General features: G+C 64.7%; 20 protein-coding genes. 16 read left to right on the top strand and 4 right to left on the bottom strand.

What is annotated here, in order from left to right:
* From RBB18_RS18830 to RBB18_RS18820, 3 genes are all read right to left on the bottom strand, one after another.
* The coding region (locus RBB18_RS18830; RefSeq protein ID WP_371931681.1) for an ATP-grasp domain-containing protein at positions 1–176 on the bottom strand (176 nt) is incomplete at its 3' end.
* Between the two features lie 263 nt (positions 177–439).
* Positions 440–1,402 carry a malate dehydrogenase gene (gene mdh, locus RBB18_RS18825; protein ID WP_103763872.1) on the bottom strand — a complete coding sequence of 321 codons (963 nt, stop codon included), beginning with the start codon at positions 1,400–1,402 and terminating at the stop codon, positions 440–442.
* A gap of 246 nt (positions 1,403–1,648) precedes the next feature.
* Complete coding sequence (locus tag RBB18_RS18820) at positions 1,649–1,933, bottom strand: hypothetical protein (RefSeq protein ID WP_306111988.1); 285 nt, start codon at positions 1,931–1,933, stop codon at positions 1,649–1,651.
* 234 nt (positions 1,934–2,167) lie between these two features.
* Here RBB18_RS18820 and RBB18_RS18815 point away from each other — a divergent pair, with 234 nt between their 5' ends.
* The 14 genes from RBB18_RS18815 (at position 2,168) to RBB18_RS18750 (ending at position 11,545) form a co-directional block, all read left to right on the top strand.
* Positions 2,168–3,031: a CoA ester lyase gene (locus tag RBB18_RS18815; RefSeq protein ID WP_306111986.1), complete on the top strand. Its 864-nt coding sequence runs from the start codon at positions 2,168–2,170 to the stop codon at positions 3,029–3,031.
* Between the two features lie 3 nt (positions 3,032–3,034).
* Positions 3,035–3,580 (top strand): NnrU family protein, encoded by a 546-nt coding sequence (locus tag RBB18_RS18810; protein ID WP_274593753.1) that lies wholly within the window; start codon positions 3,035–3,037, stop codon positions 3,578–3,580.
* 4 nt (positions 3,581–3,584) lie between these two features.
* Positions 3,585–3,788, top strand: coding sequence for a DUF1737 domain-containing protein (locus RBB18_RS18805; RefSeq protein WP_274593754.1), 204 nt, complete (start codon positions 3,585–3,587; stop codon positions 3,786–3,788).
* A 2-nt stretch (positions 3,789–3,790) separates the two neighbouring features.
* A complete protein-coding gene (locus RBB18_RS18800; protein WP_306111985.1) occupies positions 3,791–4,822 on the top strand; it encodes a MaoC family dehydratase in 1,032 nt (343 codons plus the stop codon).
* Between the two features lie 72 nt (positions 4,823–4,894).
* Positions 4,895–5,338: a response regulator gene (locus tag RBB18_RS18795; protein WP_306111984.1), complete on the top strand. Its 444-nt coding sequence runs from the start codon at positions 4,895–4,897 to the stop codon at positions 5,336–5,338.
* Between the two features lie 79 nt (positions 5,339–5,417).
* On the top strand, positions 5,418–6,119 hold the full coding sequence (locus RBB18_RS18790; protein ID WP_103763867.1) for a DUF1194 domain-containing protein: 702 nt from the start codon (positions 5,418–5,420) through the stop codon (positions 6,117–6,119).
* Positions 6,120–6,291: 172 nt separating this feature from the next.
* Positions 6,292–6,675, top strand: a complete 384-nt coding sequence (gene sdhC / locus RBB18_RS18785) for a succinate dehydrogenase, cytochrome b556 subunit (RefSeq protein ID WP_103763866.1) — start codon at positions 6,292–6,294, stop codon at positions 6,673–6,675.
* A gap of 14 nt (positions 6,676–6,689) precedes the next feature.
* Positions 6,690–7,061 carry a succinate dehydrogenase, hydrophobic membrane anchor protein gene (gene sdhD / locus RBB18_RS18780; RefSeq protein ID WP_057793325.1) on the top strand — a complete coding sequence of 124 codons (372 nt, stop codon included), beginning with the start codon at positions 6,690–6,692 and terminating at the stop codon, positions 7,059–7,061.
* 100 nt (positions 7,062–7,161) lie between these two features.
* Complete coding sequence (gene sdhA, locus RBB18_RS18775) at positions 7,162–8,967, top strand: succinate dehydrogenase flavoprotein subunit (RefSeq protein ID WP_103763865.1); 1,806 nt, start codon at positions 7,162–7,164, stop codon at positions 8,965–8,967.
* Positions 8,967–9,383 carry a hypothetical protein gene (locus RBB18_RS18770; protein ID WP_103763864.1) on the top strand — a complete coding sequence of 139 codons (417 nt, stop codon included), beginning with the start codon at positions 8,967–8,969 and terminating at the stop codon, positions 9,381–9,383. Before sdhA ends, RBB18_RS18770 begins: the two co-directional genes overlap by 1 nt.
* On the top strand, positions 9,383–10,132 hold the full coding sequence (locus RBB18_RS18765) for a class I SAM-dependent methyltransferase (RefSeq protein ID WP_306111983.1): 750 nt from the start codon (positions 9,383–9,385) through the stop codon (positions 10,130–10,132). Before RBB18_RS18770 ends, RBB18_RS18765 begins: the two co-directional genes overlap by 1 nt.
* Positions 10,129–10,449, top strand: coding sequence for a succinate dehydrogenase (locus RBB18_RS18760; RefSeq protein WP_103763862.1), 321 nt, complete (start codon positions 10,129–10,131; stop codon positions 10,447–10,449). The genes RBB18_RS18765 and RBB18_RS18760 overlap by 4 nt, the downstream gene beginning before the upstream one ends.
* Before the next feature lie 17 nt (positions 10,450–10,466).
* A complete protein-coding gene (locus RBB18_RS18755; protein ID WP_103763861.1) occupies positions 10,467–11,246 on the top strand; it encodes a succinate dehydrogenase iron-sulfur subunit in 780 nt (259 codons plus the stop codon).
* Positions 11,246–11,545, top strand: coding sequence for a hypothetical protein (locus RBB18_RS18750; protein ID WP_306111982.1), 300 nt, complete (start codon positions 11,246–11,248; stop codon positions 11,543–11,545). The genes RBB18_RS18755 and RBB18_RS18750 overlap by 1 nt, the downstream gene beginning before the upstream one ends.
* On the opposite strand, the gene RBB18_RS18745 is transcribed toward RBB18_RS18750, so the two are convergent.
* A complete protein-coding gene (locus RBB18_RS18745; protein ID WP_274593760.1) occupies positions 11,515–11,967 on the bottom strand; it encodes a MarR family winged helix-turn-helix transcriptional regulator in 453 nt (150 codons plus the stop codon). The two genes, RBB18_RS18750 and RBB18_RS18745, sit on opposite strands and share 31 nt — an antisense overlap.
* Before the next feature lie 142 nt (positions 11,968–12,109).
* Here RBB18_RS18745 and creD point away from each other — a divergent pair, with 142 nt between their 5' ends.
* On the top strand, positions 12,110–13,534 hold the full coding sequence (gene creD, locus RBB18_RS18740; RefSeq protein WP_306111981.1) for a cell envelope integrity protein CreD: 1,425 nt from the start codon (positions 12,110–12,112) through the stop codon (positions 13,532–13,534).
* 66 nt (positions 13,535–13,600) lie between these two features.
* Positions 13,601–15,244 (top strand): FAD-binding dehydrogenase, encoded by a 1,644-nt coding sequence (locus RBB18_RS18735; RefSeq protein WP_306111980.1) that lies wholly within the window; start codon positions 13,601–13,603, stop codon positions 15,242–15,244.
* Positions 15,245–15,316: the final 72 nt, after the last annotated feature.

Here is a 15,316-nt window from a genome sequence, read left to right as displayed (position 1 = left end):
AAGGTGCCCTTGCCGCGGCCGCCCGCATGGATCTGCGCCTTGACCACCCAGACGGGGCCGTCAAGCTCTCCCGCCGCGGTCTTCGCCTCTTCCGCGCGCAAAACGACACGCCCGTCCGATACAGGCGCCCCGTAAGAGCGCAGCAAGGCCTTCGCCTGGTATTCATGGATGTTCATGCGGATGTCCCATCTGTCTGTGCGTTTGCCTCTGGTATAGCCACAGGATGAAGCGGGACTTAACCCCTTTCGTTACCTGCCCCACGATTTGCGGCGAATTTCCGCCTTTTGTGATCACACGATTTTATGCTGTGATCACAAATGAGCGCATTGATATGCAAGACGAATCGGGTGGCTTGCAGTGTCGGGGGCTGCGTACTGAAACGAAAAACGCGCGGGCCGATCCGGACCGCGCGTTCAAAGTACAGGCTATGGGCCGGGGTTCAACCGAGCGAGCTGTCGATGCCCTTGCACGCTTCGACCAGGCCTTTCACGGCCTTGACGGAGGTGTCGAACATTTCCTGTTCGTCCTTGTTGAGCTTGATGTTGACGATCCGCTCGATGCCGCCGGCGCCGATCACGGTGGGCACGCCCACATACATGCCCTTCAGGCCGAACTCGCCGTCGCAATGGGCGGCGCAGGGCAGGACGCGCTTTTGATCCTTGAGGTAGGCTTCGGCCATCTCGATGGCCGAGGTGGCGGGCGCGTAGAAGGCGGAGCCGGTTTTCAGCAGGCCGACGATCTCGGCGCCGCCGTCGCGGGTGCGCTGCACGATCGCGTCGAGTTTTTCCTGCGTGGTCCAGCCCATGTCGACAAGGTCGGGCAGGGGGATGCCGGCGACGGTGGAGTAGCGCACGCAGGGCACCATGGTGTCGCCGTGGCCGCCCAGGACGAAGGCGCTGACGTCCTTCATCGAAACATTGAATTCCAGGCTGAGGAAGTGGCGGAAACGGGCGCTGTCGAGGACGCCGGCCATGCCGCAGACTTTCTCGGCGGGCAGGCCGGAGAATTTTTGCAGGGCCCAGACCATCGCGTCGAGCGGGTTGGTGATGCAGATGACGAAAGCGTCGGGCGCGTTGGCGGCGATGCCTTCGCCCACGGATTTCATGACCTTGAGGTTGATGCCCAGAAGGTCGTCACGGCTCATGCCCGGCTTGCGCGGGACCCCGGCGGTGACGATGCAGACGTCGGCGCCGGCGATGTCGGCGTAGTCCTGCGTGCCCTTGAGCGCGGCGTCGAAGCCTTCGGCAGGGCCGGACTCGGCGATGTCGAGCGCCTTGCCCTCGGGGGTGCCTTCGGCGATGTCGAAGAGGACGACGTCGCCCAGTTCCTTGATGGCGGCGAGGTGGGCGAGCGTGCCGCCGATTTGTCCGGCGCCGATGAGGGCGATCTTGGGTCTGGCCATGGAAATTGATCTCCGGTGGGTTTGTTTTCGCGCTACGGGGTAGTCGCAAACCGGGGTCAATTCAAGGGCGCTGCGCCGCGGCGCAGCGGTTACGGACGGATGCGGCGCGGCGTGGACGCCGAAAGCCGTTGAAATTTCAGAGGTTTAGAGAGTGCGTCGTGGTGTTGGCGGAGTGCCTTGAATTGCACGCGCCCTGCAGGGTTGACGGCGAATCTGGCGGGCGGGCGGCGCACCGCCCGCGCGGGGTCAGGCGTCGTCGCCGTCGACCGGAAGCACCTCGTCCAACGCTTCGAACGACTGGCCGCTGGCGACAAGGCAGGTCACGCCATGGACCGAGGTCACGGTGATCGTCCAGGTGCCGGTCTCGGAGGAGGCGAACACCTCGACCACCGCATTGTTGGCTCCGAGGCCCATTGACTGCCGCGACTCGCCGTACTTGGACGCGAGCCGGTCGACGACCGCATCGCGCGGCGCGCAGTTCGCGGCGAAGGCGGGACCGGCCAGACCCGTGGCCACGAGCGTGGCAATCATCGTCAGTGTGGTCTTCATCGTCTTACCCTTTCAGCTATGGGTCCCTGCCGTTTTTCTGGTGCAGACAGCGTGGAGGCGACCGTACCAAGCCAAGGTTAATGGACCGTTCGCAGCGCCCGGGAGGTGCGCGAAACAGGGCCATTTCTGCATCGCGGCGAGAAAGGCCTTGAACTTTCGTTCCAAAAATGGCGAATTCCCGCGCAAGAAAATTTCGACCAGACAGCGGGGCACGCCATGGACCTTTCCACCCATCCTTACCGATCCGTTCTTTATATTCCCGGCTCGAAGGAACGGGCGCTGGACAAGGCGCGCACGTTGCCCACCGACGCGATCATCTTTGACCTGGAGGATGCCGTGTCGCCCGATGCCAAGGCCGAAGCGCGTCAGACGCTGGCGCAGGCGCTGAGCGACGGCGGCTATGGCAACCGCGTGAAGGTCGTGCGGATCAACGCGCTGACCACTGAGTGGGGGTTCGAGGATGCGCGCGTTCTGGGCGATGCCGGGGCGGACGTGATCCTGCAGCCCAAGGTCAATACCTATGCCGATGTCGACAACCTGTCGGACCTGATCGGCACCGAGATCCCGATCTGGACCATGATGGAAACGCCCGCCAGCGTGTTCAACGCCCGCGAGATTGCAGCGCACCGGCAGGTGACGGGGCTGGTGGCCGGCACGAACGACCTGACAAAGGAATTGGGATGTCGGTTCCGCGCCGACCGGATGCCATTGCTGGCGTCTCTGCAGATGATCGTGATGGCGGCGCGGGCGGCGCGGGGCGTGGTGGCGCTGGATGGTGTCTATAACCGCTTCCGGGATGGCGACGGTCTGAAGTCGGAGTGCGAGCATGGCCGCGACCTGGGGTTCGATGGCAAGACACTGATCCACCCCGACCAGATCGAGATTGCCAACACGGCGTTTGCGCCCACGCAGTTCGAGATCGACATGGCCGTGCGCCAGATCGAGGCGTTCGAGGAGAGCAAGAAGCAGGGGCAGGGTATTGCCGTGGTGGACGGGCAGATCGTGGAAAACCTGCATGTCGTCGCGGCGCAGCGGACGCTCGCGAAGGCCGAGGCGATTGCACAGATGGCGGCGGAGTAGATCATGGGATTGCTGATCGCAGGCGTGCTGCTGTGGACCGGCGCGCATTTGTTCAAACGTATCGCTCCCGGGCCGAGGGCGGCGATGGGCAACGCGGGCAAGGCGGTGATCGCCGTGGTGCTGCTGGTCAGCATCTGGATGATGACCAAGGGCTACCAGGTGGCGGATGGCGCGGTCTTCTGGGGGCGGCACCCGATGACGGTGGGGATCAACAACCTGTTGATGCTGCTGTCGGTCTACATGTTCGCGGCGTCGGGCATGAAAACCACGCTGGCGCGCAAGATGCGCCACCCGATGCTGGGTGCGGTCAAGGTCTGGGCGCTGGCGCACCTGTTGGTGAATGGCGACGTGCCGTCGTTCATCCTGTTCGGCGGGCTGCTGGCCTGGGCGGTGATCGAGATGATCGTGATCAACAAGGCGCAGCCGGAGTGGGTGCGCCCCGACCCGGCGCCGAAATCCAAGGAAATCGCCGCGGCGGCGGGCAGTGTCGTGGTCTACGGCCTGATCGTGGCCGTGCATTACTGGCTGGGCTATCCGGCCTTTGGGTGAGCAGATGAAACTTTATCGATTCCTCTCGGCCGATGACACCTCGGCCTTTTGCCACAAGGTGACCGAGGCGCTGAACAAGGGGTGGGAACTGCATGGCAGCCCGACCTATGCGTTCGACGCGGCCAACGGCGTGATGCGCTGTGGGCAGGCCGTGGTGAAAGAGGCCGAGGGCGACTACAGCCCCGACATCAAGCTGGGAGAGCAGTGAGCATGGCCAAGACCAACGCGGGGCGGTTCTTCGAGGATTACACCGTCGGTGACGTGATCCCGCACGCGGTGCCACGCACAGTATCCGGGGGCGAGCGGGCGCTGTACCACGCGCTCTACCCGGCGCGTCACGCGCTTTATTCCTCGGACGAGTTTGCGCGGGCCTGCGGCTTGCCCGCCAGCCCGATCGACGATCTGGCGGCATTTCACATCGTTTTTGGCAAGAGCGTGCCGGATATCTCACTGAACGCTGTGGCGAATTTGGGCTATGCCGAGGCACGGTGGCTGCGGCCGGTCTATGCGGGCGATACGCTGCGCTCGGAATCCGAGGTGATTGGGGTCAAGCAGACCTCCAGCGGCAAGACCGGGATCGTCTGGGTCCGGACCACGGGTCTGAACCAGCGGGACGAGCCGGTGCTGCAGTTCGTCCGCTGGGTGATGGTGCGGAAAAAGGATGTGGACGCGCCTGCGCCCGAGCCGGTGGTGCCCGAGACTGCGCCGCATGTGGCCGCAAGTGACCTGGTGATCCCGGCGGGGCTGGATTTTTCGAATTACGACCTGACGCTGGCGGGTGAGCCGCATCGCTGGGGCGATTACGAGGTGGGCGAGACGATCGACCACGTCGACGGTGTGACCATCGAGGAAGCCGAGCACATGATGGCCACGCGCCTGTGGCAGAACACGTCGAAGACGCATTTCGACGCGACCCAGCGCGAGGATGGCAAGCGCCTGATCTATGGCGGGCACGTAATTTCCATGGCCCGCGCGCTGAGCTTCAACGGGCTGGCCAACGCGCAGATGATCGCGGCGATCAACGCGGGCAGCCACGTGAACCCGTGCTTTGCCGGAGATACCGTCAGGGCATGGTCCGAGGTGCTGGACCGCGCCGAGACCGACGCGCCGGGTGTGGGCGCGCTGCGGTTGCGGCTGGTGGCCACCAAGGGCGGCGACGCGTTCAGCCTGCGCGGCGAGGACGGCAAGTACCTGCCCCATGTCCTGCTGGACCTGGATTACTGGGCGCTGATGCCGATCTGAGGCACGGGGCGGCGTTTTCAGTTTGTTAACACGTGGCCTGTAGCCTTCTTTCCAGTGCGAAAGGAGGTCGCCATGCCTGATCCAACGCCCCGTGAAGGCCCGCAGCTGCGGTACCTCGTCCTTGAAGACAGTGCCCATGACCAGGAGATGATCCGCCGCGCCATGCGCGGGGCACGGGTGGAGGCGGAACTGGATTTCGTCTCGACCATCGAAACCGCGCGCAAGGCGCTGTCGCAAGCCCGCTATTCCGCCATCCTGTGCGACAACAGCGTGCCCGATGGCTCGGGCAGCGAGTTTGCCGGTGAACTGGCCGGTGAGCCGGAGCTGTCGGACGTGCCGATCGTGATCGTGTCGGGCTGGCCGTCGCCCTTCATGTGGGACAAGGCCCGCGCGGCGGGCCTGTGCGTGATCGACAAGACCGACGACCCGATGCGCAAGCTGCGTGATTTCTTCCGCGAAAGCGTGGGCGACCTGATTACCCGGCGCGTGGCGGGGCCGATGCGACGCAGCGCCTGAAGGCGGGGCAACGCGAATGTGAGCCGCGCCCAGAGCGGTTTTTCTGGGCAGCGGCACCGGATCGGCGCATGCTGTCGGCATGCTACGCGCGCTCCTGTGTCTTTGGCTGACGGCTGTCGGGGCTGGCGGCGCGGGGGTGTCCGTCGCCGCCTGCGAGGTTGCGCTTGTTCTGGCGGTGGACGTGTCCGGGTCGGTCGACGAAGGGGAATACCGCATCCAGATGCAGGGTCTGGCCGAAGCGCTGCGCGATGGCGCGGTCAGCGAGGCACTGGTCGTGGGCGAGGCGGCGGTGCTGGTGCTGCAATGGACCGGCACCTCGCGCCAGCGCGTGATGGTGCCGTGGCAGCGGATGACCGATTTCGACGCGGTCGAGGCGTTGGCGGCGCGGATCGAGAGCACGCCGCGGGTCTGGCGCAACTTCTCCACTGCCATTGGCGAGGCGCTGGAGGTCGGCGCGGCGCAGTTCGCGGATGTGCCCGACTGCAAAAAACGGGTGATCGACGTGTCGGGCGACGGGTCGTCCAACGAAGGACCGGAGCCGCGCGCGATCCATGGCCTGCTGACCGAGCAGGGGATCACCGTCAACGCGCTGGTCATCGAGGGGGCGGAGCCGATGATGACCGAGTATTTCTGGGAAAACGTCATCCATGGGCCCGGCGCGTTTGTGATCACAGCCAACGATTATGCCGAGTACCCGGCCCGAATGCGCCGCAAACTGCTGCGCGAAGTCACCAAACCCATCTCGAAAGCGCGGGGTGATTCCTTTGCGCCGCATTTGTGATCACGCACTAGAGTATGTGATCACGAAAACTACTTTTGCGACGAAATGCCTGCACTATTTGAAGAATACGGGTTTGCAGACGCCCCGGATGATTGGATAAAACGAACTCAAATCGCGGGGCAGGCTGGCTCACCCGGGTCGGCGCCACATCGCGACGAGAAAGGGAATGCCAATGGCAGACGTCAATCGCGGCAACCGGCCGCTTTCGCCCCACCTCACAATCTATCGCCCGCAGCTGACGTCGATGACGTCGATCCTGACCCGGATCACCGGCAACGCGCTGCTTGTCGCCGCGCTGTTGACGGTCTGGTGGCTGTTGGCCGCCGCGACCTCGGCCGATTATTTCGCGACCGCCGACGCGGTGGTGACCAGTTGGTTCGGTGACCTGGTGATGTTCCTGTCGCTCTGGGCGCTGTGGTATCATACGCTGGCCGGTGTGCGGCACCTGATCTGGGACAACGCGATGATGCTGGAAGTCGATAAAGCCGAGATGCTGGGCTGGATCGCGATCGGCGGATCGGTCGTGCTGACCATCCTGACCGTGCTGTTCATCTGAAGGAGGCCCCGGACATGCGTTACCTGACAGACCGCAAGCGCGCCGTGGGCCTTGGCTCGGCCAAGACCGGCGTGCATCACTTCTGGGCGATGAAGGTGCAGAGCGTCGCGTTGTTGATCCTGATCCCGCTTTTCGTGTTCACCTTCGGCGGCATCCTGGGCAGTTCCTTCGAGGAGGTCACGGCCTATTACGCGCGGCCCTTCCCGGCCATCGTCGCGGCGCTGACGCTGGTCGTCGGCTTCAAGCATTTCGCCGACGGGTGCCAGGTGCTGATCGAGGACTATGTGCATGGCACGGCGCAGAAGGTCACGATCATACTTGTGACGTGCCTGAGCTATGGCGCCATGGCGACGGGGCTGTTCGCCATCGCGCGACTGGCGCTCTGAGAGATATTCAAGGGCAGGGCGCGCGCCGCCTTTGCCCGTATGAGACCATATAGCCGGGGCCGGAATGGCCCGAGCAGACGAACCGGAAAAGGCACGAAGCATGGCGGCTTACGAATACGAGACACATGATTACGACGTTGTTGTGGTGGGCGCGGGCGGCGCAGGGCTGCGCGCGACGCTGGGCATGGCCGAACAGGGCCTGCGCACGGCGTGCGTGACCAAGGTTTTCCCGACGCGGTCGCACACCGTGGCGGCGCAGGGCGGCATCGCGGCCAGCCTTGGCAACATGGGCCCGGACAGCTGGCAGTGGCACATGTACGACACCGTGAAGGGGTCGGACTGGCTGGGTGACACGGACGCGATGGAATACCTGGCGCGCGAGGCGCCCAAGGCGGTCTACGAGCTGGAGCATTATGGCGTGCCGTTTTCGCGCACCGAGGAAGGGCGGATTTACCAGCGCCCCTTCGGCGGCCACACGACCGAGTTCGGCGAAGGCCCCCCGGTGCAGCGGACCTGTGCCGCGGCTGACCGGACCGGTCACGCGATCCTGCACACGCTGTACGGGCAAAGCCTGAAGAACAATGCCGAGTTCTACATCGAGTATTTCGCCATCGACCTGATGATGAGCGAGGACGGGCAGTGTACCGGCGTCGTCTGCTGGAAGCTGGATGACGGCACGATCCATGTGTTCAACTCCAAGATGGTCGTGCTGGCCACGGGCGGATATGGCCGAGCCTATTTCAGCGCGACGTCCGCCCATACCTGCACCGGCGACGGCGGTGGCATGGTGGCCCGCGCGGGGCTGCCGCTTCAGGACATGGAGTTCGTGCAGTTCCACCCCACCGGTATCTACGGTTCGGGCTGCCTGATTACCGAGGGCGCGCGGGGCGAGGGTGGCTACCTGACCAACAGCGAAGGCGAGCGGTTCATGGAGCGCTATGCGCCCAATTACAAGGACCTTGCGCCGCGCGATTATGTCAGCCGCTCGATGACGATGGAGATCCGCGAAGGGCGCGGCGTGGGTGAGCACGGGGATCACATTCACCTCAACCTCAGCCACCTGCCCGCCGAGGCGTTGAACCTGCGCCTGCCGGGGATCTCGGAATCGGCGAAGATCTTTGCGGGGGTCGACGTCACGAAAGAGCCGATCCCGGTGCTGCCCACGGTGCATTACAACATGGGCGGCATTCCGACGAACTATTGGGGTGAGGTTCTGAACCCCACCAAGGACGACCCGCATGCCGTGGTGCCGGGCCTGATGGCCGTGGGCGAGGCGGGCTGTGCGAGCGTGCATGGTGCGAACCGGCTGGGGTCCAACTCGCTGATTGACCTCGTGGTGTTCGGCCGGGCCTCGGCCATCCGCGCGGGCAAGGTGGTGAACCCCGACAGCGCGGTGCCGGCGACGGACACGGGACAGGTGGACAAGGCGCTGGAGCGCTTCGACAGCGTCCGTCACGCCGATGGCGGCACGCCGACGGCCGAGCTGCGGCTGGAGATGCAGCGAACGATGCAGGAGGACGCGGCCGTCTTCCGCACGTCCAAGACCTTGTCCGAGGGCGTCAAGAAGATGGACGCGATCGCGGCCAAGATGGGCGACCTGAAAGTGACCGACCGCAGCCTGGTGTGGAACAGCGACCTGATGGAGACGCTGGAACTGACCAACCTGATGCCCAACGCGCTGGCCACCATCGCCGGGGCCGAGGCACGCAAGGAAAGCCGTGGTGCCCACGCGCACGAGGATTTCTCGAAGCGCGACGACGAGAACTGGCGCGTGCACACTGTTGCGCGGGTGGATGGCAAGTCGGTCGAACTGAGCTATCGTCCTATTATTGAGGACCCGCTCACGACCGAATCCGAGGGTGGGATCAATTTGAAGAAGATTGCACCCAAGGAAAGGACATTCTGATGACATCCGCAAAGTTATTCGCGGCCGCGCTGTTGGGGCTGTTGCCCTCGGCGGAACTGGCGCAAGCCGGCACTTTGGACGCGGCAACGACCAAATGCATTTTCGACACGCCGGGCGGGGAAAACCTGCACGTCACGGTAAAATATGACGCGAGCAACCGCGCGACGATGCTGATCCGCAAGAAGCCGGGTGCGACGGATGCGACGGTGCAGGCGTACCGCGCCTGTGTGACGGCGAACACAACGGCCACCGCTGCGCGCGGCAAGCTGGTGGCGCCTTCGGACCCGGTCGTCGTGCCGGCGGGGAGTGTCAAGCCGGTGCGCGTCCTTCGCCAGAAGAGCGTGAACGCGCTTTGCCCGCCTCATGCGCCAGTTCTCTATCGCGGGACCATCTATTGCATCGGCAACCCCTACTGATGCCCAAGGCCGCCACGCATATCACGGCAGCGCCCTCCCGTCCGGCGGGCTGGCCGCGTGCGCGGGGGCGGCATTACCTGGATGTGCTGGAGGTACTGCACCTGACGCGTGCGCCAGAGTGGTATCTGGAGATTGGCGCGGGGCGGGGGCATTCGCTCGAGCGGTGTCCGGGCAAGGCGATTGCCGTCGACCCGACCTTTCGGCTGGGTGGCGACGTGACCGGCGACAAGCCCGCGCTGCATTTGATCCAGAAAACCAGCGGCGATTTCTTTGCCAGCGGACAGGCGCGAGAACTTGCGCCGCGAATCGACATGGCGTTCATCGATGGGATGCACCTGTTCGAGTACGTTCTGGACGATTTCATCGCGACGGAAAAGCTGTGCCACAAGGATGCGACGATCCTGCTGCATGACCTTGTGCCGTTCTCGCCCGCCGCCGCCGAGCGGGAGTGGGACCCCGAGCGCACCAAGGGCTGGTCGGGTGACGTGTGGAAGATGACGCTGATCCTGCGCGAATACCGCCCCGAACTGGCATTTGACGTGCTGAACCCGCGGCCCTGCGGGCTGGGGATCGTGACCGGGCTGGACCCCGAGAACCGGGTTCTGGAGGACGCGCGGGACGAAATCGTGGAGAAATTCATGGACCTGACGATCGAGGGTTTCGGGCCGAAGAACCTGAGCCAAATCATGCAGATGCGCAAGGTCGAGGACGTGCTGCCGGACCTGAAGGAAATGGAGGTGGCGGAATGAGGTTGCTTGCCATTCTTGCGCTGCCACTGCTGCTGGCGGGGTGCGATGCGGCCAACGACGCCGCCGACGCGATCGCGCGGGAGCGGGCGAAAACCGTGGTCAACGGGATCGTCGCGCGGCGCTTTCCGGGCGTCACGGTGGCGCCCGTCACCGACTGCATCATCGACGCGGCCTCGGCCGGGGAAATCATTTCCATCGCGCGCGATTCCGTCGGCGGGGTTCAACCCGCGACGGTCGAGCTGGTGGTGGACATCGCAAGCCGGCCCGAGTCGGTTCAATGTATTGCTGAAAACGGTCTGGTCCTGCTGGGCCGCTGAACGGAGAGGAAACGTAAATGGTACAACTGACGCTTCCGAAGAATTCCCGGATCACCAAGGGAAAGACGTGGCCCAAGCCCGAGGGCGCCAAGAACGTGCGTAAGTTCCAGATCTATCGCTGGAACCCCGATGACGGGAAGAACCCGCAGGTCGATACGTACTTTCTGGACATGGACAAGTGCGGGCCGATGGTTCTGGACGCGCTGATCAAGATCAAGAACGAGGTCGATCCAACGCTGACCTTCCGCCGGTCCTGCCGCGAGGGGATTTGTGGGTCTTGCGCGATGAATATCGACGGGATCAACACGCTGGCCTGCATCTATGGCCTGGACGAGGTGAAGGGCGACGTGAAGATCTATCCGCTGCCGCACATGCCGGTGGTCAAGGATCTGATTCCCGACCTGACGCATTTCTACGCCCAGCACGCCAGCATCATGCCATGGCTGGAAACCAAGACGAACCGCCCCGCGAAGGAGTGGAAGCAGTCGATCGAGGACCGCGAAAAGCTGGATGGCCTTTATGAATGCGTGATGTGCGCGTCCTGTTCGACCGCCTGCCCCAGCTATTGGTGGAACGGCGACAAGTATCTTGGACCGGCAGCGCTGTTGCACGCCTATCGCTGGATCATCGACAGCCGGGACGAGGCGACGGGCGAGCGGCTGGACGATCTGGAAGATCCGTTCAAGCTCTATCGCTGTCACACGATCATGAACTGCGCCAAGACCTGTCCCAAGGGGCTGAACCCGGCCAAGGCGATTGCCGAGATCAAGAAGATGATGCTGGAGCGTGCGGTGTAATGAGCAAGCCGCGTCCCGAGTTCGATTTCAAGTCGAAGGAAGAGTTTCGGGACGTGTGCCGCCACCTGTCGGGGCGACTGCACTATCTGAACCGGACGGCGATCGGGGAGAGCAAGTTCGTCAGTGAACTGGCGGGACTTGTCGAACGCGCGGGCAAGGTCTTTGACGACCATTACGACGACAAGGAGGTCTTCGCCGCTTTCGGCGATGGCTGGGAGCCAGGCACCTTGTCGCGCGATGAGCGGCCCCTGGCGCTGTTCGGGTTGCTTTATCCCGAGGTGGGCTCTGACGCGTCCTGATCGAGCAGGGACAGCAGATCGGTGATCCGGTCCAACTGCCCCGGCTTGGCCCGGGGCGCGAGGAATGCGTCGAGCGCGGCATCGCGGGTCTGTACCATGGCGATAAGCGTGGCACGGCCAGCCTCGGTCAGGTGCACATGCTTGAGCCGTTTGTCCGTGGCATCCGCGACGCGGCGGATCAGCCCGTCTTTTTCCACCCGGTCCAGCAGGCGTGACACGCCGTATTGCGGCAGCATCAGGCTGTGTTCCAGTGATTTCGCGGTCTGGCCATCCTGGCCCGCGTCAAGTGCGGCCAGCGCATCCAGCACGTCGAGTGGCGGCAGGCCTTCGGCCTTGAGTGCGGACTCCAGGTGGCTCTGAAGGCGGCGGTGGGTGCGCGACAGGACCTGCCACGCGGAAAGGTTCTGGGGTGTTCTGCTCATGGCCGGACCATAAATGCAGGTGCATTTGGGGGGCAAGGGGCGTTTGCCGGCCTGCACGAAATCTGCGCGACGGGGGCGGGGGCGTCTGCACGGTGGCCTGCGCAAAAGGGAGCATCGGAATATGAAATGAGAGGACATTCCAATGCTGCGTTCCCCCGGATTGCGGTTCATCATCGTGGGCCTGCTGGTGCTGCTGATGACCATCCCCGTGTTTTTCGTCGGTGCGATCATCGACAGCCGCGCCGATTACAACCGCCAGGCCATCGCGTCGGTCGGGCAGGAGTGGGGCGGGCGGCAGCTCTTGTCCGGCCCTGTCCTGATCATCCCGGTGCAGGAGACCGTGATGGTGCGCGAACGTGAAGAGGTGATCGACCCGGCGACCGGCGCACAGAGGCTGGATGGCGACGACCAGCCGGTGTTCCGCTTCAGGCAGGTGGAACGGACGCTGCGCCGGGATCCGGTTTATGTCTATCCCGACACTCTGGACCTCGGTGTGGAGAAGACCACGCAGGAGCGCAGCCGGGGCATCTTCTCGGTGCCGGTCTACACGGCCAAGGCCGCGGGCGCGTTCGATTTCAACGCCGAAGAGGCTGAGGCGGCGTTGCGCGGCGAGGAGGTTCTGCTGTGGGACGAGGCGGAGGTGCGGGTTTACGTGAGCAGTAACCGCGCGCTGCGGGGCGAGACGCGGCTGATGGCCGATGGCCGGGCGCTGGAGATGGAGCCGGTGGCGGGTGAAAACCGCTATATTGGCGGGCTGCGCGCGCCGACGGGGGACCCGCGAGAAATCGGGGCGTTCGATCTGAAGATGGGGCTGAACGGGGCCGAGGCGCTGTCCTTCACGCCGGTGGGGCGCGAGACGCGGGTGACGCTGACCTCGGATTGGCCGCATCCGGAATTCCAGGGCGCGTTCCTGCCAGACAGCCACGAGGTGCGCGAGGACGGGTTCGAGGCCAATTGGGTGATCCCGCACCTGGCGCGCCCCTTGCCGCAGGTCAGCCGCGAGAACCAGAACGAGGTCGCGCGAAGCCAGTCGAGCTTTGGCGTCGGGCTCTACCAGCCGAATGATTTCTATCAGAAAGCCTATCGCGCGGCGCGGTACGGCATCCTGTTCATTGGCCTCACCTTCCTGACGATCTTCCTGGTGGAAGGGCAGACCAAGCGGCCGACGCACCCGGTGCAGTATATCCTGATCGGGCTGGCGCAATCGGCGTTCTTCCTGCTGATGCTGGCGCTGTCCGAGCAGGTCGGGTTCGGCATGGCCTACCTGGTGTCGGGCGCGGCCACGGTCGGGTTGGTCACGGCCTTTGCCGCGACGGCGCTGAAGCTGGGCAAGCGAACTCTGGTCGTGGGCGCGATGCTGGCGGTGCTTTACGGTGTGCTCTACCTCATCCTGCGCAGCGCGGATTACGCCCTGCTGGCCGGGTCGATCCTGCTGTTCGCGGCGATTGCGGGCACCATGTTCGCCACGCGGAACGAGAACTGGTACGGCGAGCCGCGCACCGGTCCGCGCCGGGGGTGGTTCCGCAAGGCGGAGCCGCAGCCTGAGGCGCCACAGCCAACAAGCTGACGCGACGTTTCCTTCCATGATGCGGGGCGGCCGGGTTAGGCTGCCCCGCAAGTGCGGGAGGAGATCATGGAAAAGACCGATGTCGCGATCGTGGGCGGCGGGCTGGCCGGCCTGGTTGCCGCGTATGAGGCAGTGCAGCGCGGGCGCAAGGTGGTGCTGCTGGACCAGGAAGGGCCGCAATCCCTGGGCGGGCAGGCGTTCTGGTCGCTGGGCGGGCTGATGATGATCGACACGCCGGAACAGCGGCGCATGGGCATTCGGGATAGCCGGGACCTGGCGGCGCAGGACTGGATGGGCAGCGCGCAATTCGACCGACCCGAGGATGCGAACCCGCGCCGCGTGGCCGAGGCGTATCTGGATTTCGCCGCGGGGGCGATGCGGGGGTATCTGCACGATCTCGGAATGCGCTGGTTTCCCGTCGTCGGCTGGGCCGAGCGGGGCGGGGCCAAGGCCGACGGGCACGGCAATTCGGTGCCGCGCTTTCACGTGACCTGGGGGACGGGGACGGGCGTTGTTGCCCCGTTCGTGCGGCTGGCGAAAGAGGCCGAGGCGGAGGGCAATTTGCGGTTTGCGTTCCGGCATCGGGTGACGGGGCTGGACGTGGCCGATGGGCGGGTGACTGGGCTGCGTGGGGATGTGCTGGCCGAGGATGACGCGGTGCGCGGGGCCTCGACCAGCCGTAAGGTGACCGGGCAGTTCGAGATTCAGGCCGAGAGCGTGATCGTCGCCTCGGGCGGGATCGGCGGGGACCATGAGAAGGTGCGCAGCCTGTGGCCCGTCGAACGGCTGGGCCCCGCGCCCAAGGTGATGGTGGCGGGCGTGCCGGATTACGTCGATGGCCAGATGCAGGACGTGGCCAAGGCCGCCGGGGCCGGGGCGATCAACGAAGACCGGATGTGGCATTATTGCGAGGGGCTGAAGAACTGGGACCCGATCTGGCCCAACCACGGGATACGGATTTTGCCCGGGCCGTCCTCGATGTGGTTCGACGCCAACGGTGTGCGGATGGAGGCGCCGTGCCTGCCGGGGTTCGACACGCTGAGCACCTTGAGACGCATCCTGTCCACGGGTCATGAACATTCGTGGTTCATCCTGACGCAGAAGATCATCGAGAAGGAGTTTGCCTTGTCGGGGAGCGAGCAGAACCCCGACCTGACCTCGGGCAAGTGGCGCGAGGTCTTGAAGGAACGGCTGGGCAAGGGGGCGACGGGCGCGGTGGAAGCGTTCAAGGCGCATGGTGAGGATTTCGTCGTGGCACGGGATTTCGAGACGCTCGTCGAGGGCATGAACCGGATCACGCCCAACGCACCTCTGGACGCCGCTTACTTGCGGGCGCAGGTGGCGGCGCGGGATGCGCAGCTGAGCAATCCGTTTGCCAAGGACGCGCAGGTGATCGCCATAAGACAGGCGCGGGCCTATCGTGGCGACAGGCTGATCCGCACGGCAAAGCCTCATGCGATTCTCGACCCTGCCAATGGCCCGCTGATTGCCGTGCGGCTGAACATCCTGACGCGCAAATCGCTGGGCGGGTTGCACACCGATCCGGAAGCAAAAGTGCTGCGCCCGGATGGCAGCGTGCTGGACGGGCTTTACGCCGCCGGCGAGGTCGCGGGGTTCGGCGGTGGGGGGTATCACGGCTACAACGCGCTGGAGGGGACCTTCCTTGGCGGGTGCATTTTCTCGGGGCGCGCGGCGGGGCGAAGTGCCTGAAACTGATGTAGCGAAAACACAGTTCAAACTGTGTGGAAAAATTCATCGGTCGGCATGCAAAAACTCTTGCGC

Source organism: Roseovarius sp. MMSF_3298 (assembly GCF_030733705.1).
In the GTDB taxonomy this organism is placed as follows: Bacteria; Pseudomonadota; Alphaproteobacteria; order Rhodobacterales; family Rhodobacteraceae; genus Roseovarius; species Roseovarius confluentis.
Note: the sequence above shows the minus strand (reverse complement) of the source record. Positions and strands in the feature narration are given on the sequence as shown.

Excerpts from the sequence above, each read along its gene's own strand:
- RBB18_RS18810 (WP_274593753.1), top strand. The coding sequence starts at position 3,035 with ATGGGATTGCTGATCGCAGGCGTGCTGCTGTGGACCGGCGCGCATTTG.
- sdhC (WP_103763866.1), top strand. The coding sequence starts at position 6,292 with ATGGCAGACGTCAATCGCGGCAACCGGCCGCTTTCGCCCCACCTCACA.
- RBB18_RS18750 (WP_306111982.1), top strand. The coding sequence starts at position 11,246 with ATGAGCAAGCCGCGTCCCGAGTTCGATTTCAAGTCGAAGGAAGAGTTT.
- RBB18_RS18755 (WP_103763861.1), top strand. The coding sequence starts at position 10,467 with ATGGTACAACTGACGCTTCCGAAGAATTCCCGGATCACCAAGGGAAAG.
- RBB18_RS18770 (WP_103763864.1), top strand. The coding sequence starts at position 8,967 with ATGACATCCGCAAAGTTATTCGCGGCCGCGCTGTTGGGGCTGTTGCCC.
- RBB18_RS18765 (WP_306111983.1), top strand. The coding sequence starts at position 9,383 with ATGCCCAAGGCCGCCACGCATATCACGGCAGCGCCCTCCCGTCCGGCG.
- RBB18_RS18735 (WP_306111980.1), top strand. The coding sequence starts at position 13,601 with ATGGAAAAGACCGATGTCGCGATCGTGGGCGGCGGGCTGGCCGGCCTG.
- creD (WP_306111981.1), top strand. The coding sequence starts at position 12,110 with ATGCTGCGTTCCCCCGGATTGCGGTTCATCATCGTGGGCCTGCTGGTG.
- sdhA (WP_103763865.1), top strand. The coding sequence starts at position 7,162 with ATGGCGGCTTACGAATACGAGACACATGATTACGACGTTGTTGTGGTG.
- RBB18_RS18800 (WP_306111985.1), top strand. The coding sequence starts at position 3,791 with ATGGCCAAGACCAACGCGGGGCGGTTCTTCGAGGATTACACCGTCGGT.
- RBB18_RS18795 (WP_306111984.1), top strand. The coding sequence starts at position 4,895 with ATGCCTGATCCAACGCCCCGTGAAGGCCCGCAGCTGCGGTACCTCGTC.
- RBB18_RS18805 (WP_274593754.1), top strand. The coding sequence starts at position 3,585 with ATGAAACTTTATCGATTCCTCTCGGCCGATGACACCTCGGCCTTTTGC.
- sdhD (WP_057793325.1), top strand. The coding sequence starts at position 6,690 with ATGCGTTACCTGACAGACCGCAAGCGCGCCGTGGGCCTTGGCTCGGCC.
- mdh (WP_103763872.1), bottom strand. The coding sequence starts at position 1,402 with ATGGCCAGACCCAAGATCGCCCTCATCGGCGCCGGACAAATCGGCGGC.
- RBB18_RS18790 (WP_103763867.1), top strand. The coding sequence starts at position 5,418 with ATGCTACGCGCGCTCCTGTGTCTTTGGCTGACGGCTGTCGGGGCTGGC.
- RBB18_RS18815 (WP_306111986.1), top strand. The coding sequence starts at position 2,168 with ATGGACCTTTCCACCCATCCTTACCGATCCGTTCTTTATATTCCCGGC.
- RBB18_RS18760 (WP_103763862.1), top strand. The coding sequence starts at position 10,129 with ATGAGGTTGCTTGCCATTCTTGCGCTGCCACTGCTGCTGGCGGGGTGC.
- RBB18_RS18820 (WP_306111988.1), bottom strand. The coding sequence starts at position 1,933 with ATGATTGCCACGCTCGTGGCCACGGGTCTGGCCGGTCCCGCCTTCGCC.
- RBB18_RS18745 (WP_274593760.1), bottom strand. The coding sequence starts at position 11,967 with ATGAGCAGAACACCCCAGAACCTTTCCGCGTGGCAGGTCCTGTCGCGC.